We start from the raw sequence: 20895 nt of genomic DNA on the forward strand, positions 1-20895 counted from the left end.
AGGGAAATAAATACTGACTCACAGATGAGCACGATGAAAAAAACTCTTATTCTCGCCACTACCCTATTGATGGGCTCGCTCAACATTCAGGCACAGTCTCTGGATGATCAGCAGAAGCAGGAAGTCAGAGAGCTGGTTCGTAAAACACTGGTAGAAAACCCGGACATCCTGGTTGAAGCTATGAACGAACTGAGAAAGCGAGAAATAGCTGCCCGGCAAAGTGCCGAAACGCAGATGCTGGAAGATCGTCAAAAGCAGCTATTCGAAAACCCTGAGAACCCCATTATGGGTAACCCTAAAGCCAAGGTGACTATTGCCTACTTTGGTGATTACAACTGTGGTTTCTGCAAGCGTCAGGATCCTATCCTGAAGAAAATTGTTGAAGAGAACCCTGATGTAAAAATTGTTGTCAAGGAACTCCCCGTTCTTGGCCCGGAATCTCGTGAAGCTGCGGAAATGGCTCTGGCCACCTTCAAGCTGGACAAGGATAAATACCTGTCTGTTAACCAGCGTCTGATGTCCAGACCCGGCAGACACACCAGCAGCTCCATTAAAGCGGCGTTGAAAGCAGAGGGAGTAGACTCCGACAAACTGAAAGTAGACGAGTCTGTAACTCAGCAGCTTGACGAGAACCTGCGTCTGGCACAGGAGCTTGGTATTCGCGGAACACCTGCACTGGTATTCCCCGATGAAGTGTTGAGAGGCTACACCGAAGAAGGCGTACTGAAAGAAAAAATCAAGCAGCGTCTCTGACCTGCAATTCAACTAATAAAAAACCGGAATCATCCGGTTTTTTATTTGACTTGCTGGCTATTACATTTCTCAGGCCACTTAGTAATAACTTTTGCGCTGATGAGTATTAAAGCTCAGCCACAATACAGTCTTTACGTTCTTTTCCTGTCTTTGACAGATATTCAGTAAACTCCGATGGAATACGACCCATGGTAGCGCCTTCCCAGTTAACTACAGAGCCGTCTTCTTTTTCGTATTGAAATTGATAGCGCTGTCTTGGCTTTCCTTTTCTGGTTTTCTCTACAACAGTAGAAGCCATCAGATCTTCAATGGTCAGACCTTTCTCCTGCATCTGACCAAGAATGCTTTCAACAGCTTCTCTTTTGCGACCTTGTTGTTCCTTCTGCTCATTGTGCTCACGCACTTTTTCTGCATGGATCGCTTCTACACGTCTGATAACGTTTTCTATATCTTCAACATGCATGCCCTGAAACAGTTTACGTAACTGTACTTTTGATTTCAGGATATTCAGGGACTCTTCAAAAATATTCATTATAGAACCAGGGTGGGCAATATTTGGAAAGCGTCAAAAGTACCATTGCACTGACTAACTGTAAACAGTGTCGTACATAAATTATGATGCAAAACTAAATAACGACTAACGAATTAAGAAAAAAATAATCATTTCTTTTTCAATAGCCAATCCTACGAACAGTCTAATTAAATCATACGACTGGCTGTCATCGTTTTTATTACCAGACAGTGGCATAGACTCATTACGAGTCTATGCCATGCTCCATAAAACAGATCGCTGCAATTATAATCAGGCTGTTTCCAGCTTCTTCAGTTCCTGCGCACGGAGATCTTTTCTTAAAACCTTGCCGACAGGGGTCATCGGAAGCTCTACCCTGAACTCCACCTGTCTGGGCACTTTGTAAGCCGTCATATTTTTACGACAGTAATCTTTCAACTCCTGCTCGGTAATACTGTCATCCTGTGGAATAACAAACAGTTTTACTGCCTCTCCTGTTTTTTCATCAGGTACTCCGATCACCGCACAGTTTTGCACTTTTTCATGCCTGGCCACGACATCCTCAATCTCGTTAGGATAGACATTAAAGCCGGATACCAGCACCATATCTTTCAGACGGTCTACGATACGTATATAACCGTCTTCACCAATAATGGCTACATCACCCGTACGGAACCAGCCTTCGTTGTCCAGCACTTCGGCAGTCGCTTCAGGGCGCTGCCAATAACCCGCCATGACCTGAGGGCCTTTTGCACAGAGTTCGCCGCGTTCACCGAATGGTAACTCGTTGCCTTCATCATCAATGACTTTCAGAGCAGTACCCGGTAGGGCAATACCCACTGTGCCATCCTGAACAAAGTCACCCGCAGGGTTGGCGGTCAAAATAGGAGAGGTTTCCGACAAACCATAGCCTTCACCAATTCGGCAGCCAGTCAGTTCGAGCCAGCGATCTGCTGTCGCCTGCTGAAGCGCTGTCCCCCCCGAATTGGTCACCCTCAGGTCAGAGAAGTCAATATTCTTGAACTCGGGATGATTCATCAGGCCGACAAACAGAGTATTGAGGCCAATGAATGCATTGATACGCCATGGCTTGATGGTTTTGATAAAGGTATCAATATCCCTGGGGTTAGCAATCAGGATACTGTGCCCTCCCAGAGAGAAGTATGACAACAAGTGAACCGAGAAGGCATAGATGTGATAAAGAGGCAATGGCGCTACCACAGTATCACCTTCAGGATTGCAAACCGGACTACCATCAGCATTCACCTGTTTTCTCAACTCAACTGTCTGGAGAACGTTGCCGACCAGATTGGCATGAGTCAACATCGCACCCTTGGCGACACCGGTAGTCCCCCCGGTGTACTGCAAAGCAGCCAGATCTTCTCTTTGTGCTGGCTTGGGTGGCTTATAGGTTCCCTTGCTACCCAGTGCCAGGGCCTTCCTGAAAGTTATGGCCGTTGGAAGGCTGTAAGACGGCACCATTTTCTTGACGTGCTTAACGGCAAAGTTGATTAAGGAGCGTTTCGGCCAGGGCAACAGATCCGCCAGATCAGTCACAATCAGGTGCTCAACACCGGTCTCCGATAAGACTTCTTCGACCAGATGTCCAACGATATTGACGCAGACCAGTGCTTTCACACCTGCGTCATTGAACTGATGTTTAATCTCTCTGGCAGTATAGAGAGGATTCGTATTAACAATGACCAAACCCGCTTTGATGGCACCAAAGGCCACCACTGGATACTGCAAAATGTTAGGCATTTGCAGAGCAATGCGATCACCGGGCTGCAATCCGGTGTGCTGCTGAAGGTAGGCTGCAAACTGATCGCTCAGGCGATCCACCTCATTAAAGCTGAGCGTTAATCCCAGTCCTGTGAAGGCGGGCTTGTCTCCATGTCTATCGACAGCATCTGCAATCACTTCCCCAAGATTAGAGAAGGCTCCGAGGTCAATATGATCAGAAATACCGGGTGCGCGTTTGCCATCCCAAAAAGCTACTTCCATGGAGAGCTCCTCGTCTTATTGTTGTGAATGTCGTCCGGGCTGCCACCGGTTACATATACATACAGATTGTTCAAACCTTAATCGGGTGCGCATTATACTCGCTTCCCCGTCAGTCTTGAATTATTTTTGTAAGATTTTGTTAATTGGCGGGAAGTTTTCAGCATCAGAAAACTGCTGTTTTTATCGGGTAAAGTTAAGGCAGCAGCAGGCTTCAGAGGTATTGCCGTCCCATGAAAAGTGGACGTAACGTTACACTGTGGTTTCTATTTTCTGCCCGTTAAGCCCGGATATTTGCAGGCAAAGTTAAAAATCTCCGGGCTTTCGGAAGATGCACTGGCCTGTCTGCTACTTTAACACTGACATCTTGTCAGAGATCAATTATGCAATTTGTCTTAATCGTATTCCTGTTGTTATCCCATTTGCCCCTGACCTGCCATGCTAGTCGCCAAGTCTACCAGAGCACCTGGTGGATTGACGAGTTATATTCCCGCGACGAAAATAAGAGCGTATCGGTAAAGTTAAACTCACATATGTATTTTGTCTGTCCCAATATTGCCACCGCAGTAAAGATGCGTACTTCCATCAGACAAACCTCCAGCATGTATGAAAATATATGGTTGACGGATAACGAGACCTACTATGAGAATTGTGAGATACCGAAAATCACCTCAGATGAAACATCTGTCCATCTATGTCGCGATCCCCTTCGCCTGGGCTTTCTGAGTATACTCTTGATTAAATCCGCAACGAGCGCAACACTCGCTGTTATGGCTAAGGTTCAAGCTACCTTGTCAAACACTTAAGAAAGACATTTCTGGCACCGTTGATGTCACGATCAACGGTGAAGCCATCACCCTTAATAATTTTGGAAGAACCTAATTTTTCGTCAATGGTCCCGTTCCATGATTGAGTCTTGGATGTATAGGCTTCGTTGCAATCAACTACATGCTTTCCATACTTTTTTGCGTACCACTTAAGCCGCTTTTTGAATTGGTAGTGATTGAGGTCAAGCATCTGGCGGCAGGTGTTACGGCGAATGGTGCGAACCTTCTTATCTTTGCGTGTGACCATACCTCTTGTCTCAAAGGTTGGCAAAAATACAACGTCGTAGTTCGACACCAGCTCGAACGCCAGCCGGTTATGCAGATCAAGAACAATGTCATCCTTTTTGCATTTCAGCCGGTCAATTTCCCTGTTGAAATGAATAATCCGATCCCTTGCCCACTGGGGCATGTCGGGGAACTTAACGCCCTTCTGCGTGTTCAGGATTTTTTGCTTTTGACTGATCAAGCTGTCCACTTGCTTCATCAGTGGGAACAGCTTTGTTTTTGCAACCTTATCACCCGCTATCAACGCCTCTTTTTCGCTGTAGCAAGTGGCAAAGGTGCGAACTCCGGGGTCAACTCCAACGCATCTAACCTTCCCTTGGATTTCGGGATTTAGCTCAATATGTTGTTGAACCTGAATGAACCAGCGACCTTTGTCGTAGGTTATGAGACAAGACTTGCCAATCGCTTCTGCTGGCACATCTTCTGTCAGGTGAATCTTGCCAAGAGCTTGTACGCAGGGATTTAACCCCTTTGGCAAACGGTCAATAGAGAATGAGTGCCTGCTACCTTTGCGGCTTTTGAAACTGATTTCTGCAAAGCCCTCTTTAGCTCCCTTGAGCTTCTTGTTGTGCTCGCAGACCGCTTTGAATGTGGTCGCTGCCGCCAGTGTTCCATTATCAGAAACAAGCGAGTTATAAGCCCTGCCACTTTCTTTTTGCTCTTGCTTCACTTGAGCTTTAATGGCAGGTCGCATGTTGATGAATTTTCCGCTGGCATCTTTATAGTCATCATTGCGGAAACGCTCAACAGCAAGGTTGTACGACCTCCGATAGAGCATCAGGGCATCGTGATAGGCTTGCTCATTCTCTGGGTAAAACCTGATCTTTTTTGACGCTACTCTCTTTGCGTCCTTTGCGTCTTTTAGCAGATCGCTTCCCGTAGTGGCTATTGCAGAATGAGGTAATGAAACCGATAAGCTCCTGGGTGTCGAATGGCTCACAGGCGTTATCCGGGTCATCCAAAACCTCGATGTGTCCTCCCGATAATTCAACAAGCCATTTGATGAGTCCAAACCCTGATCGGGCAAGGCGATCTTTTGTGGCAACCACAATATGGGTTGGATTTCCGCACACTGCTGATTCCAGAATGGTTTGCAGTCCTTTTCTCTTAAAGTTGAAAGCACTGGCAATGTCGCTGATAAATTCTGCATCAGGGTGCTCTTTGAGTAAGATACGCATTTGCGTGTCAATGCTGGATTTTTGCTTTCCAGAACTCACTCTTGTATAGCATATCTTCCTCTGCTGGTTAATGAATATGCGGAAGTGACCACCACTGGTTTGCTTCACTTTTTCGTAGTGACCGCTTTCGATCTTGCGCCTCATAGTTTGGCTGGTTACGGCTTCAATCTTGGCTAGCTTTGTAGTTGAAACCCACAAGATAAATTCACCTTCTAACAATTTATCTTGTGTCTAGCTTATCATTGATGTTGCGATTGTTGTAATTTTATTTGACTGTACAAGCCTTTGAAGAGAGGAATTACCCGGTGGTTGCACTGTGTAAAGAACCCAACACAAAAATCAGTCTTCTGAACGACAAAGGAAACATTGTCGATAGCTGGTTATGTCAGAAAGTCGGTGAGCGCCTGACGATACTGAAACCCGAATACCAAAATGGCGACGTTTATCGATTTGAGGCATCACCGGAGTACAGTCCTGCGCGGTTATGGAAATCAAAACTGTCTATCAATGTGGGTAGCTTTAAGTATGAATACATCAGTAAGGCAAGCTCACTTTATGACTTACCGGCATTGACGCTTTTGATGTCGATGTATTTTATTGGTTTAGGCGCATTCTGACAGGGTGAGAAATTTCTGCGGATCAAAGCCTGGCTTCGACCGGAAGGACTTCAGCATAGTTGGAAGCAATGTTTTGCTTTTCTTTCAGCAGAGCCTCCTTCTGAGTGCGAGTCATTTTTTTAATGGCGGCTTCCCGTCTGCCAGCGGTTGAACGGTTATGACCTGCTTCCAGATACATCAGGGCAGCAGGTTTTTTACCATTAAAAAATCGGGCGCCGCCTTTCTTTTTGCCTGAGTGTTCTTTCCAGCGCCGCTCGACATTGGTAGTAATGCCGGTATACAGACTGTTGTTGCTTGCCAGAATGATATAAACGAACCAGTTCATGAAACCTGCACAAAAAAGATAAACAACAGCAGTTTACCGCACTGGGCAGGTTAGCACTATAAAACAAAACGAAAGTTCTATTTAAAGAACTTCATTCTGATATTAAGTTTTTTTGGGCTTTCGACTTGCTAAATCACAAATCTGAACTGGAATTAACAGTTGCTAGCCTCCCACAGGAACATCTTTGAACAGAGTTTGTGGGACTTAATAAAGCGGCTTTTCTTTTTTGATACCGGTGAGTCTAACCATCGTTTTGCCAGTTACCTGTAAAAATGATGCTCACTGAAATCAGAGCAAAGCTGTTCGATCATTCAGCCGTGAACCCAATTGCCGGCCAAAGGAATGTTTGCCGAAGCTCTTGGCCGCCCGAACGAGCTCTTGTTCGGGATAAATGGCTATAACGAATAAATTAGGGAGTACTTCCTATGCTGAGCTTTCTCAGTCCTCCTGCTCATCAAGAGCAGATTGCGTCCAAAGAAGTTGATGAAACTTATAAAAAACTTCGTATACAGGTTTTGTTAGGCATCATTGTTGGCTATGCCGCTTATTACCTGATTCGCAAAAATTTCTCTCTGGCCATGCCCGACCTGATTGAACAGGGTTTTACCAAGTCCGAACTGGGTCTGGCTCTCTCAGCGGTCTCTTTTGCCTACGGCTTCAGCAAGTTTCTTATGGGCAACCTCTCTGATCGCAGTGACGCCCGGAAATTCATGAGTATTGGCCTGATTCTCTCGGCCCTGACCATGATCTTTATGGGAACCGTTCCTTTTGCCACCACCACAGTCACTTCCATGTTTGCCCTGCTGTTTCTCAATGGCTGGTTTCAGGGTATGGGCTATCCGGCTGGCAGCAGAGTCATGACACACTGGTTCTCTGTAAGAGAGAGGGGCGTTAAATGGGCTTACTGGAATACTTCTCACAACCTGGGAGCCGGTCTGGTAGGTCCCATGGCTATTTTTGCGGTCTATCTGTTTGGTGACTGGCAATCACAGCTCTGGTTCCACGGAGTCGTAGCCCTCGTCCTGGCCGGTATCACCTGGACCTTATTAAGAGATACTCCTCAGTCCTGTGGCCTGCCCAGTATCGAAGCATGGACTGGTGACAAGCTTAAATCCTATGACGAGCAGCACCATGAGCAGGAGATGTCGGCCAAAGAGATCTTTTTCAAATATGTATTTAACAATAAATTGCTCTGGTATCTCTCGCTGGCTAATGTCTTCGTTTATCTGGTTCGTTACGGAGTACTGGATTGGGCGCCAACTTACCTGAAAGAAGTGAAAGGTTTCTCAATGGCTCAAAGCGGTCTGGCCTATTTCCTCTATGAGTTTGCCGGCATTCCCGGCATCCTGCTCTGTGGCTGGGCCAGTGACCGTTTCTTCAGAGGCTGTCGTGCCCCTGTCAGTATGTGGATGATGGCACTGGTCTGTGTTGCCATTGTCATTTACTGGCAGAACCCGGCTGGACACCCGATGATTGATAATCTCTGCCTGATATTTGTGGGCTTCCTGATCTATGGCCCCGTTGTGCTGGTAGGTCTCCAGGCCGCTGATTCAGCCCCCAAGAAGGCAACCGGAACCGCCACTGGCCTGACCGGCCTGTTTGGTTATCTCGGTGGCGCTCTCTTTGCCAACCTGGCTATGGGAGTTATTGTTGATGCGATGGGCTGGAGTGGTGGCTTTATGCTGATTCTGGCTGCCTGCGTCATGGCGATTCTGTTCCTGGCAATGACTCTGAAGCAGGAAAAAGAAGACAAAGCCGAACTCTTCAGTCAGTACAAATGATACAACTTCTACCCGGCAGTCATTACTGCCGGGTAATGGGAGCCTCTGAGACCTAAGGCAATTGCGACTAATCAGCCTTCACCCAAACCGAAGTTCGACCCAACAATGAAAAGCCCAGATACCCCCTCAGCTCAAGTTTTTGCCCCCCGTCAATCAACTTCATGCTGCCGCTGTATACTCTACCTGACTTCGGATCGAGAACATTTCCGTTGTCGTATTTAGAACCATCTTTTTTCATTCCCCAAAGAAAAGTCATCCCTTCTATCTTTTGGTTCTTTTTGTCGCCTTTGCATTTTTCACAGACCGCATCTCTGGAAGCAGGATCAAGGATCTCCACAATCTTACCTTTCAGCTGATCACCTTCTTGCCAGATAGTCACCAGAGATTCCTTTTTATTGGTTTCTTCGTTAACGGTGTACCACTCACCAACGTATCCACTGGCAAAAGACAGAACAGGGATAAGCAGTGCAGAAGCTGTCAGAAGTGCTTTTCGTAACATGAGGGGTTCCTACATTTCTTGTTTGACGGAACGATAGTAATCGGATCAATGCTAAAGAACCAGCTAAAAACATTTGAGTTATCAAGACTCCGGATTCTCAAAAACGGATCAGGAATCCAGGGCTGGCAGCCAGCCGGAAACAATACCTGCCTGGGCAAGAATCACGGCCAGCCCGATCAAACACATGATGACCAGCAACGGATTGCCTCCGGCAACCTGATAGGGCTCTTCAAGATGCTCCTTTCGCACTTCCCAGACCAGCATGACGGGAAGAAAGACCGCCAGAATCACCAAAGCTACTGCAGCATAACCCAAAGTCGTCACAAAGCCTCCCGGAAAAAAAACCGCCACCAGCAACGGCAGCCCCAGAGTCAGGCAGACAGTTTGAATACGACCGATGATGGTATCAGGTCTCTTACTGACTTCAGCCAGATAATCAAAGAGACCAATGGCTACCCCCAGAAACGAAGTGCCCAGCGCACAGGCTGTAAAAGCACTGATAAGATGGTTAAAGCCGGAATAATGGCTGGCTTCTCCAATGCTGTTGATAAGCTGGTCGACAGCATCCGGACTGCCCTGAAGGTTGTTGATCAGATTGGATGACAAAGTGCCGTTGGTGGCAAACTGCCAGAGTGAATAGACCAGAAGGGGCACGATACTGCCCAACACCAGTGCCATACGAAAATCTCCAGGCTTGCCTTTTACATACCGCACGACTGTGGGTACTGCACAATGATATCCGAATGAGGTGTAAAGTACTGGCAAAGCAGCAAAGAGCATACCGGGTTGACCGACCCCAAGGGTGAGATTTTTGGCTTCAGCTTCTGGCAATAAAAGCACCATGATGAACATCATTAACATCATCATCAGAAAGAACATTGCTCGATTGGCGTAGTCCACCACGACCGTCCCGACAACCACCATTACAGCAATAATCACTGCCACTAACGTAGCTGACTGAGAAAAACTGAGAGCCAGCCCCATTTTTTGAGTGATGGCGACCGCTTGCCCTGCGCCGGCTGTGATATAGGCTGAACAGAGTGAGTAATACAGAAACAGCATGGCCAGAATAGCGACTGCCTGACCGGGTTTCCCCAGCAGCCGTCCCACCACACCATGAAGATTATCAGCCTCTGGCACGGCACGGCAGGCCTCGGCGATCAGCAAACCTCCATAGCAGGCAAGTGAGGCCATTAACATCATCAGCAGAATTCCTGACCAGATACCCGTAGCAGCAGAAACCAGAGGCAAGGCCAGCATACCTGCTCCAATTGATGTACCTGCTACCAGCAGAGTGCTTCCCAGTGTTTGACTGTTCATGTGTTAATTCATCGTTTCCTTTCCAAACACCAAGGATAGACAAGAATTAACAAGAATTTATAGAGTGATCTTTCTCTCTTTTTCTGTTAGGAGCCTTTGATAAGCTTCTTCGACTCATTTTCCCAAAAAAAACAATTTAACATGCCTCACTGCATTATCGAGTACTCTTGAAACGTTGAGCAGAAATATCCAAAACGGATAATTCAGAACCACCCGGCATGAACGTCAAACCTGCGGCTTAATCGGTTTTACAGCGCGCGACTACATCCATAAACGCCAGCGAACCACCAAAAATATCCAGGGCGCTACCTATGGTAATGTGTACCTGACCGTTACCGGCTTTTCTGACTGCTTCAATGTCTTCCAGAGTGGCAATGCCTCCCGCATAGGTCACAGGAACAGGTGAATATTGAGCCAGCAGGGAAACCAGTTCCAGGTCAGGCCCTGCCATCAAACCTTCAACCGATGCCGCATGAACAAGAAACTCATCACAATAATGAGCCAGCCTATTCAATGTCTCAGCATTGATCCGGGTATCGGTAAACCTCTGCCAGCGATCCGTCACAATAAAATAGTCATCATCTTTTTTCTTACAGGAAAGATCCAGCACCAGACGCTCACGGCCTATTGCAGCGAGTAATTTGTCCAGATTATCAAAATCTATCTGACCATCTTTGAAAACGTAGGAGGTCACGATGACATGTGAGGCCCCCATATCCAGATACCGAACAGCATTGTCTGCTGTAATACCGCCGCCAATCTGAAGACCTCCGGGCCATGCTGACAGGGCAGAAGCGGCGGCATCCTCATTGCCGGGCCCGAGTTTTATGACATGACCACCCGTTAATTGTTTCTGCCGATAAAGATCCGCAAAATCAGCCGCAGAGCGGTCACTTTCAAAATTCACCAGAGCCGAATTATCACCATCACGCAGAGAGCTTCCCACTATCTGTTTTACCTTGCCTTCGTGCAGGTCAATACAGGGACGAAACTGCATAATGGAACCTCCTTGATGTGCTTTAACAGTGAAATGAAAGCGCTAAACCTATCACATTTAAGGTCAATTAAGAGAGCGTTTCCTGCTTTGCTCTGTCATGTGAAAAGAAAGACTCTTCTGGTTGGCAAGCCTGTTTTCAGCCAGACCCGGACCAGAGGATCAGCAGCAGGATAGCTTTAATGTTGCTTTGCAACTCGTTCCCACGCAGGGACCCAGAGGACCTAAAAGCATGGGAACCAGAGTTTCGCGACAGGCTCCTAAGGAGCGAGCAGTGACTTCATAAAATCATATTTGCAGTCCCCTTCAGCAAAGTGAATTTGCTGAAGGGGATAGAGGGTTGCAAAAGAAAGGAGGGCGAGTTCAGGTTATTGTCTGGCTGAAATTCTGAACCTGACTTTCAGCCCGTGATCACTGACCTTTGAATTCCAGAGGTCTGGAGAAATCAATTATTTTGTTAGAAGTAGTGTGGGAAACCAGTTTTCCATTTTGTCTGACTTCTACAGAGACAGAATACGTACGGTTTGGCTGAATCAGTGAAGGCGCATAAGGAACATCAAATTTTAAGGGTCCATCAACACGCTGATTCAGCTTGATTTTTTTCTCACCAATCAGATTCGAATGCTTATCCTTATTGCTGATATCTTTCATCAAAATCAGAACATCTGCGCCAGCCGGGAAACTGCCTGTGGATGATTTGATGATCCCTCTCACTTTGGCACTCTCTGCAAAAAACGTCATCGTCTCATCATTGTGACGCCCCTTCAGAGTCATTACCAGGCCGTTGGACATCATGGTGTCAACCTGCTGAAGCCCTTTGAAATAAGCCATTTCCTGTTTCATGTAAGGTTCCGGGCAGGCCATCATAGTGGAACCTACTCTGCCAAACTGCAACTCATCCTGTTGCATCGTATAGCTGCCAAAGTAACCGTTACAAGGGCCACGACCACTGATTTGACCATCCTTGCCAGAAGCAGATTGAAACTCAAGAGTGACTCTTTTGCCATTAACCGGTGGCACGCCATTCAGGGAACGCAGCACCCAGGTCTTACCCTCAACGTCGGTGGGTGTTACCACCACACTCTTGTCCGGTGTACTACAGGCAACAAGAAAACCTCCTGCTGCCAGCACCAGAACATAACGGCCCATGCTTCTCATGATTCTACCTTATACCTCACGTGAGACGGTTCTTGATTTCTGCCCCGGCATAAAAGCCTGAACATAAACCCTGAAGCTGCTCATTGAAAACCGCCAGAAACCTTTATTACCAAGGCCTGACACAAAATACGGAGCTATATACGGAATACGGATCGATACAAAGATACAGCATCCTAATGAAACCCACGAATGAAGTGACATCATTAACCCGGATAGAAGCGCCACCTATACACGACAAAGAAGTAGCAAACAGTAGAACATCGACCGATACTCGTCTGGCTGACCACCTCAAGGTAAAACATCACTAAGTGTAGCAGCCAAATGATTCACGACATAAATCAATCACGCTAACTGACGACACCTGAATTCAGGTGTCTAGGAGCCTGACCGAGAATAGACTGCCCTACTGCGGCGACAGCAAATTGGTCTGAAAATCCGCTTTTGTTCGTCAAATAGCTCGCTATTCTCCTCACAAAACCGAATTTTCATCCTCAATTTTCTGCCGTCCTCGCTACGGGCGCTATTCTCGGTCTAATGGGATGGTCCGCCCCTCCTAAACGGCTTCAAATGAGCCAAAATGGAGTTAACCATTTAAACAGGATTAACCGGAGCGAACCACCCATGACTATTTCAGTACTTGGTATCGATATTGGCAAGAACAACTTTCACCTGTTTGGTGTTGATGAGCAGGGTAGCAAAGTCATCAGAAAGAAGTCGTCCAGGAAGAACCTTCTAGAGTACGTGGCAAATCTGGAGCCATGCATTATCGCTATGGAAGCTTGTGGTGGTGCTCACTATTTGGCTCGGTTATTCAAGAACTATGAGCATACTGTCAAGCTGATTTCACCTCAATTTGTCAAGCCTTATGTCAAGACCAACAAAAATGACTACAACGATGCTGAAGCGATTGCAGAAGCAGCTTCACGGCCCAGCATGCGTTTTGTACCTGTTAAAACGTCAGAGCAGCAGGCCTGGCAACTTCTGCACCGCTATCGTCAACAAGCGGTTGATCAGAGAACTGCCCTGGTTAACCAGATCCGGGGGTCACTATTGGAAGAAGGTATTGTAGTTGCCCAGGGTATTGGTAAAGTTCGTGCACAGCTTCCACGAATTCTGGAAGATGCTGAAAATGGACTCCATTCGCTGACTCGTGAGCTGCTACATGGTTTATCAGAAGAGTTGGCCAGTCTTGACAAGCGTATTCAACAGTATGACCAGAAAATTCAGGAGCTAGCAAAAAACGACGACGAATGTCGTCGAATGATGACTATGCCGGGTATCGGAGCCATCACTGCCACAGCATTGAAGGCAGCCATTGGTGATGCGACGTATTTTAAATCTGGTCGACACCTTGCCGCATGGATGGGATTAGTTCCAAGACAGCATTCCACAGGCGGTAAGTCAGTCCTGCTGGGCATCAGTAAACGGGGTGATAAATACCTGCGCACATTATTGATACACGGCGCACGTTCGGTACTCCACTGCCTCAAAAATAAGGATGACCGCTGTAAAAAATGGGTTAGCCAACTTAATGAGCGCAGCAATCACAACGTTGCCGCCGTTGGTCTGGCTAATAAAATGGCTCGGATTGTCTGGGTCATCATGACCCGAAATGAAGTTTACAAGGCTGCATAATGAAGTAAAGGCGGCAGCGGCAAAGTAAAGCATAAGCTTAATCAAAGGGGACCCCCCCGCAGATTGCGATGAGCATGTACAGTTGATGGCAAACAGGTAAAAACCGGCAACCTGAAACCTGATAGGAGCCTTGACCCTTGAGGCCGTCGGACTGATAAGGCCAGGTTGCGCGGATACCCATCAGGGCCAGAGGGTTAGACCTCATGAATAGGCCGTATATATGATTGCAGTTATCTTTGTTTGCTAATTAACAAAACAGGCTCTTGCAAAACGGGGCGGACCATATAAGGCTCCTAGCAGCCTGTCGGACTTAAGACTGTCCTACTCGGCAACTGCTCCTGCGTTTCTCTAGCTCCTGCATCCATGCAGTCGTGCGGTTGCAATAAATTGGTCTAAAAATCCCTGTTTCTTGCAATCCCCACTACGGACGCTTAAGTCCGACAGGCTGCTGGGTTTTCAGGGCTCCCATTGAATTCCTTGCCAAAGAGGTGATTGATCGTTCGGTGAGCCGTTGTAATTAATTGTTATCTCTTCATTGGGTCGAATTTTTTTAATGGCAATGAATTCAATCACCCGATCTTCCATATCATATCGGTAGAGTGCATTGGGTGTATAAGAGTGGTTGTAAATTGAACCCAGCCCCAAAGCAATAGCGGCTGAATCCATTGCCTCACCCCAGGAAAAGTAGTAGTTGTATATCGTCGTTTGATCAATGTGTTCAAGATCTTCAGGAGGCAATTCAAGAACAGGGCAACGCTCGATGACTGTATCTCGCTCAATCTTTTTACGTGTAAAGACTCCTCGCCCTTTCGAACCAGAAAATGCTACGTACAGCATAAGCGAGACCTCTTTAATTTTTGTTTCCTGACAGTCTACCTGCCCTTTAGTGGTCTGTTAATTGTCTTTTTGCAGTGCTCCACCCAAAAAAAAGCAGAAGTACCAGACTTCTGCTTTTTCATAATCAATGAAAGATGATTGACTTATGCTTCACGGCGAGGCCTGCGAGAACCCTGACGCCGGTCCCCACCACGATTGTCACGATCTCTTCTGAAACCTTCGCCATCACGACCACGGCCACGTCGGGGACGATTGTGATCACGACGACCGTCATCAGCCCAGATTTTCAGATCCAGAGCCTTGTTGCGGACCTTGACGTTTTTCAGAGCATCCAGAATGGAAGCATCCACACCTTCTGGCAGGTAGACGGAAGAGCAGGTGTCAAACAGGCGAATGTGACCGATATTCTTGCCTGAAATATTACTTTCGTTGGCAATCGCACCGACCAGGTCTCCGGGGGTAATGCCCTGATCGCGACCTACATCAACACGGTAACGAACCATACCTTCATTGTCTTCTTTACGATCACGACGTGGACGCGCACCGCGCTCACCACGATCGCCTCTGTCTCCACGATCACGTCGCTCACGCTGTGGACGCTCAGGCTCTTTACCATCCGGGAACGGACGATCTTTCTGGGCCATAAAGCAGAGAACAGCGGCCATATCTTCGTGGCTCAGAGCATGTTCGGTTTCCAGCTCAGCAATGATTTCACGAAATACATCCAGCTCTTCGCCCATTTCCAGAGATTTCACCACTTCTTCCTTGAAGGCACGAATGCGCATATCACGAACATCACGCATAGACGGCAGACGCATAGTTTCAATGCGCTGGCGAGTGGCGTGTTCAATAGCTCGCAACATACGACGCTCACGGTGCGTAGCAAAAAGAATAGCAACACCCTGACGACCTGCACGGCCAGTACGACCAATACGGTGAACATAAGCTTCTGTATCATAAGGAATGTCGTAGTTTACAACGTGAGACATTCGCTCAACGTCAAGACCACGGGCCGCAACATCTGTAGCGATCAGAATATCGAGAGAGCCTTTCTTCAGTCGATCTACTACTTTTTCACGCAGCCCCTGGCTCATGTCACCATTCAATGCAGCAGCAGCGAAGCCTCTGGCCTCGAGCTTTTCAGCCAGCTCTACGGTTGCAGTTTTGGTGCGCACGAAGATTATCATGGCATCAAAAGGTTCGACTTCAAGGATTCGTGTCAGTGCGTCCAGCTTGTGGAAGCCGCTGACCATGCAGACTTTCTGGGTGATGGTATCAACAGTGGCGGTTTTCGCCTTAATCTCAACAGTGGCAGGATTCTTCAGGTGCGTATCCGCTATCTTGCGAATCTGTCTGGGCATAGTGGCAGAGAACAGGGCCACCTGACGCTCTTCCGGTGTCTGTTCCATGATCCATTCAATGTCATCGACAAAGCCCATGCGCAGCATTTCATCGGCTTCATCCAGAACAACTGCTTTCAAAGCATCCAGCTTGAGGCTCTCTCTGCGAATATGGTCCATGACACGACCCGGCGTGCCTACAATAACATGAGCACCACGCTTGAGGCCTCTCAGCTGACCACGCATATCCTGCCCACCGTAAACCGGCAGCACGTGAAAGCCCTTCATGTGACGCGCGTAACGCTGAAAAGCTTCAGCCACCTGAATGGCCAGTTCGCGCGTAGGTGTCAGCACCAGAACCTGAGGATCATTGGCCTTCATATCCAGGCTGGAAAGCATAGGCAGGGCAAACGCGGCAGTTTTGCCAGTACCGGTCTGAGCCAGACCCAGCAGGTCTCTGCCCTCAAGAATCCGGGGAATACTCTGAGCCTGGATAGGAGAAGGTGTTTCATAACCGACATCCTGTACCGCCTTGATTACTGCCGGGGAAAGAGGCAGTTCAGCGAAGGTAATTATTGACTCAGCAGGGGTTGTGTCGTCAGACATCAAGTACTCCAAAAAATTAGGCATTGATACAATCAGTGTTCTCCCTTTAGATACTCTGACAGGCAGCCGACGGGGTAGTGCCGGTCTTAAGCCGTGAGAATCACCCATGGGCCAGTCGCGGGTAGAAAGTCGGTCACCATGTTCTGTGGAACAGGACAGATTTCAGAGAGTCAGACAAGTGATTGCTTAGCTTGAATAATTCAATGAAAACGTTGATCGTTCTTTTCGGACCTTGCGACCTGAGCCTGCAAACAGGCTCCCATGCACACTGATCCACCGCACGGTCCTTTTCGTAACGCGCAGTGATTATTAACCATGTTCCGGCCACCGGGTTCACAAACAGGCGGTGGCCTTCTCACTCATGGCAGTTGGGTGTCCATGACTTCGTTGAAGATCTCGAAAGAACTGACAGGATCGGCATCCGATGAGAGTTCAATATGCAAACCGATCACAGAGGTAAACGGAGTACCAGGACATCTGGGAGGCAGCCCGGGAACGCCTGCAGAGCATTCTCGGCCAGTCTCCCTGGAAGGTCTTGTTAACAGCCCTTCCACAAAAGGTCGATTATTCTATCGCTATTCGCTCAACATAGATAGCTGTATTTCAAGCAACCTCCCTGTATTTAGCCGATAGGACAGGAGGATTTACAACTACTCGTTACTATTTGCAGCCATTGACCTCAGCTACGCAAAACGCGCGAAGAACACTGCGGGCTCCTTTCAGAACCTGTGAGGCCTTTTGCCCGTCATCCCCTGGTAGAAGTGCTGAATTTTTTTCAGGTCACTCTCATAGTGATCCGAAGGGAAGAACATGGGGCCGAAACCTCCCACTCTGGTTTTAAAATCCAGAAATCCCAGAGCAATGGGGACACCGGCTCCAACCGCAACATGGTAAAAACCACTTTTCCATTGGCCCACCTTGCTGCGCGTTCCCTCGGGAGGAATGGTAACGATAAGATCCTCGGAAGCATTAAACCGGTTGACAACTTGCTGCACCAGTCCGGTATTACGGCTTCGCTCCACAGGTATGCCGCCCATCCAGCGCATTATGGGGCCCATGGGGCCTTTAAAAAGATTGCTCTTGCCCATCCAGGAAATCTTGAGACCGAATTTAAAGGCAATGGCAATCACCAGAATAAAGTCCCAGTTACTGGTATGGGGAGCAGCAATAAGGACGTACTTTCGAGCATCCGGCTTTTTACCCGACAACTTCCAGCCCGCAAGCTTCAAACCCAGAGTAGAGATTAAACGAAAGAGAGTATTAATAATGGGAGTATCAAAGATCGTATGAGTCATCAAGAAGGTTACCACAGGCAGTCGAGATCAAGACTGACTCAGTGTCCATAACAAATAAATGTCTTTAAAAATTATATTCGCCCGACCAGCCTTGGAACGTGATTATACCTGCCTTAAACAGAATGTACACGCCAGTAAACATTTTTATGTTTAGCCAATTTCGCGAAAAATATTGCCAAGCCGGGCCAGGCCCTGCAGGCATTGATGTAAGAGGACTGTTCATTCAGTGGATATTCGCAGGTGCAGCGTGCTGGATTGTTTGTTGCGCAACCTTCCGTAATCTACCATGACCGAGTACTCCGTGAAATTACCACACAATTAATATGCTTTATTTATACAAATCAGTAATATTTATCATGTTCATATCTTATGGTGCTTCTTATGGGTCTCAAGATAATACTTATAATGATGAACATGTAAATTCCAACCAAACTATTTCATATAAAGATTACGAAGGGAGTTTTTCGAGTAACCTGTTAAATTTATTAAGCACTCTCTCTTTATATTATGATGGGTTCAGGCTGCCTCTACGTGCGGCTGAAATAGCAGCTGTTGTTTTTTTTGATTTATATCTATTTAAAATGCGTAGAGTAACTCCTAAAACATGTCGTATGATTTTTTCATATAGCCTTGCATCAAGCCATCTTGCTAATGGTATATACGACACGAGAATGAATGTTAAAAATCATGGAATCTCATTATTATCCTTAGCCAAATTCATTGCACAAAGAATAGAGCACATAATGTCTTTAGCAATTGTCGAACATTTGTTAGTAATACTTTTCACAGAACCATGTCCTATTTGTTTAGAGTCCTTAAGATTTCCTGTCCAATTTGCAACTTGTGCAAGACATTTGTTTTGTGCGGCCTGCATTGGTCAATGGCGGGCGCATTCACCTTTTTGCCCTGTATGTCGTCAGTAACCCGCCAATGAACTAAAGAGAATACGGGTCAGCCTGTTCAATAAATGCCTATTTCGGAAACGGAACGACTTTTGGCTGGAGCATCTTTTGATCCAGCCATATTCAGCCGTTGCTCGCAGGTGCAGCGTGCTGGATTTTTGTAATATGACTTTTCGTAATCTACCATGACCAAGTGTTCCCTAAAATTCCCAGACAATAGATATGCTTTATTTATGTAAGTCAGTGATGTTTTTCTTACTGATATCTTATGGTGCTTCTTACGGGTCTCAAGATAATACTTATAATGATGAATATCTAAATCCCAACCAAACTATTTCATACGAAGACCATGAACAGAGTGCTTCGAGTAACCTGTTAAATTTCTTAAGCGGTCTCTTAATATATTATTATGATGGAGTCAGGCTACCGCTGCGTGCTGTTGAAATCGTATGTCTTTTATTTAGTATCCATCTATTTGAAATAGGTAGAGAGCCTCCTCGTAATATATATACTGAAATTTTATCATTTAGTTTTGGATCAAGTTTTTTGTTTCATGCTATATACGACATAAGCATGAATATTAAAAATCATGGAAGATCATTATTATTCTTACCTAGATTCATTGCACAAACAACGGAGCACATAACATTTGTAGTAATTGTTACAGGAGCATGTTCTTTTTGTTTAAAGCCCTTAATATTTTTAGTAAAAATTTACACAGAATCATGTCCTATTTGTTTAGAGCCCTTAAGATTACCTTTCCGATATGCACGTTGTAGAAGACATTTGTTTTGTGCAGACTGCCTTAATCAATGGCTGGCACATTCACCTTTTTGCCCTGTATGTCGGCAGTAACCCACTGATGATAAAGAATAATAGCGGTCATCCTGTTCAATGAATGCCCATTTCGGAAACGGAACGGCTTTTGGCTGGAGCATCTTTTGACCCAGCTATATTAAGCGGTTGCTAGCAGGTGCAGTGCGTTGATTTTTTGTGATATAGCTTTTCATAATCTAACATGACCGAGTGTCCCCTAAAACTCCTACACAATAAATATGTTATATTTTCGCAATTTAGTGATATTCATCTTAATGCTATCTTATGGTGTTTCTTATGGCTCTCAAGATAATATGTATGATGATAAATCTATAAATTCCAACTACACCACTTCATATGAAGATTACGAACAGAGCATTTCGACTGAACTATTAAATTTATTAACCTTTCTCTCGTCATATTATGATAATTTCAGGCTACCTTTACGTGCAACTGAGATAGCAACTCTGTGGTTGTCAAATTTCTATCTACTTAAGCCGGGCAATAGTTTTCATGATGAATATCTTGTTATTATTTCATTTGGTCTTTTATTAAGTTTTATCGCTAACACTTCATATGACATAAGAATTTATCATCGTAATGACGAACACCCATCATTATTATTATTTAGATTAACCGCGCAAAGAATAGAGCACATATCGTCTTTATTTGTTTCCGATTACTTGTCAACAAAACTTTTTTCAGGAATATGTCCTATTTGTCTGGATCTCACGAGATACCCTATCGTCTCTGCAGGCTGTAGAAGGCACTGGTTTTGCGATGCCTGCCTTAGTATATGGCAGGCACAATCACGTCTGTGCCCTGTATGCCGACAGTAACCTCCCGATGAAATAAATAGAATAAGTACCTAACCAGTTGGTTTCGCATATTCTGGACGGCGGCTTTTTCCATCCTTCTGCGTTCCAACTCTGGTTGCGTAGCTAAGGCTACGCGCCCGTCGTTGCGCCTTGAAGGATGAAAAAATCCACTCGCCAGAATATGCGAAACCAACTGGCCAGGTACTTAGCGATCAGCCCGTTCAATAAATGCCCTTTTCAGAAACTGAATGTTTTTTGGCTGAGGCATATTTTGGTCCAGCCATTTTCAGCGGGTGCTCGCAGGTGCTGCCTGCTCGATATTTGTGACATGACCTTTGGTAATCTATCTTGACTGCTTGTTCCCTAAAATTCATAAACATTAGATATGCTCTACTTA

Annotated in this window: 20 protein-coding genes; 8 read left to right on the plus strand and 12 right to left on the minus strand. The window is 46.3% G+C overall.

Going from position 1 to position 20895, the window contains the following annotated elements:
* Window positions 1–33: 33 nt before the first annotated feature.
* Window positions 34–753, plus strand: a complete 720-nt coding sequence (locus ACOMHB_RS21705) for a DsbA family protein (protein WP_448218176.1) — start codon at window positions 34–36, stop codon at window positions 751–753.
* A gap of 106 nt (window positions 754–859) precedes the next feature.
* Here ACOMHB_RS21705 and ACOMHB_RS21710 read toward each other — a convergent pair whose 3' ends face one another.
* From ACOMHB_RS21710 to ACOMHB_RS21725, 4 genes are all read right to left on the minus strand, one after another.
* On the minus strand, window positions 860–1285 hold the full coding sequence (locus tag ACOMHB_RS21710) for an H-NS family histone-like protein (RefSeq protein WP_422135190.1): 426 nt from the start codon (window positions 1283–1285) through the stop codon (window positions 860–862).
* Window positions 1286–1555: 270 nt separating this feature from the next.
* Window positions 1556–3268, minus strand: coding sequence for an AMP-binding protein (locus ACOMHB_RS21715; protein WP_448218177.1), 1713 nt, complete (start codon window positions 3266–3268; stop codon window positions 1556–1558).
* A gap of 783 nt (window positions 3269–4051) precedes the next feature.
* Window positions 4052–5155 (minus strand): RNA-guided endonuclease InsQ/TnpB family protein, encoded by a 1104-nt coding sequence (locus ACOMHB_RS21720; RefSeq protein ID WP_448218178.1) that lies wholly within the window; start codon window positions 5153–5155, stop codon window positions 4052–4054.
* A gap of 22 nt (window positions 5156–5177) precedes the next feature.
* Window positions 5178–5753: an IS607 family transposase gene (locus ACOMHB_RS21725; RefSeq protein WP_448218179.1), complete on the minus strand. Its 576-nt coding sequence runs from the start codon at window positions 5751–5753 to the stop codon at window positions 5178–5180.
* A 107-nt stretch (window positions 5754–5860) separates the two neighbouring features.
* Between ACOMHB_RS21725 and ACOMHB_RS21730 the strand changes: the two genes are divergently transcribed.
* Entirely contained in the window at window positions 5861–6172 is a 312-nt protein-coding gene (locus ACOMHB_RS21730) for a hypothetical protein (RefSeq protein WP_448218180.1), read from the plus strand.
* A 22-nt stretch (window positions 6173–6194) separates the two neighbouring features.
* Here ACOMHB_RS21730 and ACOMHB_RS21735 read toward each other — a convergent pair whose 3' ends face one another.
* Window positions 6195–6497 (minus strand): GIY-YIG nuclease family protein, encoded by a 303-nt coding sequence (locus tag ACOMHB_RS21735; protein ID WP_422138829.1) that lies wholly within the window; start codon window positions 6495–6497, stop codon window positions 6195–6197.
* A gap of 425 nt (window positions 6498–6922) precedes the next feature.
* On the opposite strand from ACOMHB_RS21735, the gene pgtP reads away from it, so the two are divergent.
* Window positions 6923–8278, plus strand: coding sequence for a phosphoglycerate transporter protein PgtP (gene pgtP / locus ACOMHB_RS21740; protein ID WP_448218181.1), 1356 nt, complete (start codon window positions 6923–6925; stop codon window positions 8276–8278).
* Window positions 8279–8345: 67 nt separating this feature from the next.
* On the opposite strand, the gene ACOMHB_RS21745 is transcribed toward pgtP, so the two are convergent.
* The 4 genes from ACOMHB_RS21745 to ACOMHB_RS21760 all read right to left on the minus strand — a co-directional run bounded on the left by ACOMHB_RS21745 (window position 8346) and on the right by ACOMHB_RS21760 (window position 12249).
* Window positions 8346–8777, minus strand: a complete 432-nt coding sequence (locus ACOMHB_RS21745; RefSeq protein WP_448218182.1) for a DUF2147 domain-containing protein — start codon at window positions 8775–8777, stop codon at window positions 8346–8348.
* Between the two features lie 108 nt (window positions 8778–8885).
* On the minus strand, window positions 8886–10097 hold the full coding sequence (locus ACOMHB_RS21750) for an aromatic amino acid transport family protein (RefSeq protein WP_448218183.1): 1212 nt from the start codon (window positions 10095–10097) through the stop codon (window positions 8886–8888).
* Between the two features lie 238 nt (window positions 10098–10335).
* Window positions 10336–11094 carry a phosphoribosylformimino-5-aminoimidazole carboxamide ribotide isomerase gene (hisA, locus tag ACOMHB_RS21755; RefSeq protein ID WP_422135200.1) on the minus strand — a complete coding sequence of 253 codons (759 nt, stop codon included), beginning with the start codon at window positions 11092–11094 and terminating at the stop codon, window positions 10336–10338.
* A 408-nt stretch (window positions 11095–11502) separates the two neighbouring features.
* The gene (locus ACOMHB_RS21760) at window positions 11503–12249 is read right to left on the minus strand and encodes an META domain-containing protein (RefSeq protein WP_448218184.1); all 747 of its coding nucleotides are present in this window, start codon (window positions 12247–12249) and stop codon (window positions 11503–11505) included.
* Between the two features lie 176 nt (window positions 12250–12425).
* On the opposite strand from ACOMHB_RS21760, the gene ACOMHB_RS21765 reads away from it, so the two are divergent.
* Both ACOMHB_RS21765 and ACOMHB_RS21770 read left to right on the plus strand, forming a co-directional pair.
* Window positions 12426–12557 carry a hypothetical protein gene (locus ACOMHB_RS21765; RefSeq protein WP_422135202.1) on the plus strand — a complete coding sequence of 44 codons (132 nt, stop codon included), beginning with the start codon at window positions 12426–12428 and terminating at the stop codon, window positions 12555–12557.
* A 313-nt stretch (window positions 12558–12870) separates the two neighbouring features.
* Window positions 12871–13884 (plus strand): IS110 family RNA-guided transposase, encoded by a 1014-nt coding sequence (locus ACOMHB_RS21770; RefSeq protein WP_448215063.1) that lies wholly within the window; start codon window positions 12871–12873, stop codon window positions 13882–13884.
* Window positions 13885–14340: 456 nt separating this feature from the next.
* Here the strand turns inward: ACOMHB_RS21770 and ACOMHB_RS21775 are convergent, their stop codons facing one another.
* The 3 genes from ACOMHB_RS21775 to ACOMHB_RS21785 all read right to left on the minus strand — a co-directional run bounded on the left by ACOMHB_RS21775 (window position 14341) and on the right by ACOMHB_RS21785 (window position 17962).
* The gene (locus ACOMHB_RS21775; RefSeq protein ID WP_422135203.1) at window positions 14341–14721 is read right to left on the minus strand and encodes an SET domain-containing protein; all 381 of its coding nucleotides are present in this window, start codon (window positions 14719–14721) and stop codon (window positions 14341–14343) included.
* Window positions 14722–14864: 143 nt separating this feature from the next.
* Complete coding sequence (locus ACOMHB_RS21780; RefSeq protein WP_448218185.1) at window positions 14865–16667, minus strand: DEAD/DEAH box helicase; 1803 nt, start codon at window positions 16665–16667, stop codon at window positions 14865–14867.
* A 719-nt stretch (window positions 16668–17386) separates the two neighbouring features.
* Entirely contained in the window at window positions 17387–17962 is a 576-nt protein-coding gene (locus ACOMHB_RS21785) for a lysophospholipid acyltransferase family protein (RefSeq protein WP_422135205.1), read from the minus strand.
* 356 nt (window positions 17963–18318) lie between these two features.
* On the opposite strand from ACOMHB_RS21785, the gene ACOMHB_RS21790 reads away from it, so the two are divergent.
* From ACOMHB_RS21790 to ACOMHB_RS21800, 3 genes are all read left to right on the plus strand, one after another.
* Entirely contained in the window at window positions 18319–18885 is a 567-nt protein-coding gene (locus ACOMHB_RS21790) for an RING finger domain-containing protein (RefSeq protein ID WP_448218186.1), read from the plus strand.
* 552 nt (window positions 18886–19437) lie between these two features.
* Window positions 19438–19719 (plus strand): RING finger domain-containing protein, encoded by a 282-nt coding sequence (locus tag ACOMHB_RS21795; protein WP_448218664.1) that lies wholly within the window; start codon window positions 19438–19440, stop codon window positions 19717–19719.
* A gap of 275 nt (window positions 19720–19994) precedes the next feature.
* A complete protein-coding gene (locus ACOMHB_RS21800) occupies window positions 19995–20519 on the plus strand; it encodes an RING finger domain-containing protein (RefSeq protein ID WP_448218665.1) in 525 nt (174 codons plus the stop codon).
* Window positions 20520–20895: the final 376 nt, after the last annotated feature.

It is taken from the genome of Endozoicomonas sp. 2B-B (assembly GCF_053470045.1).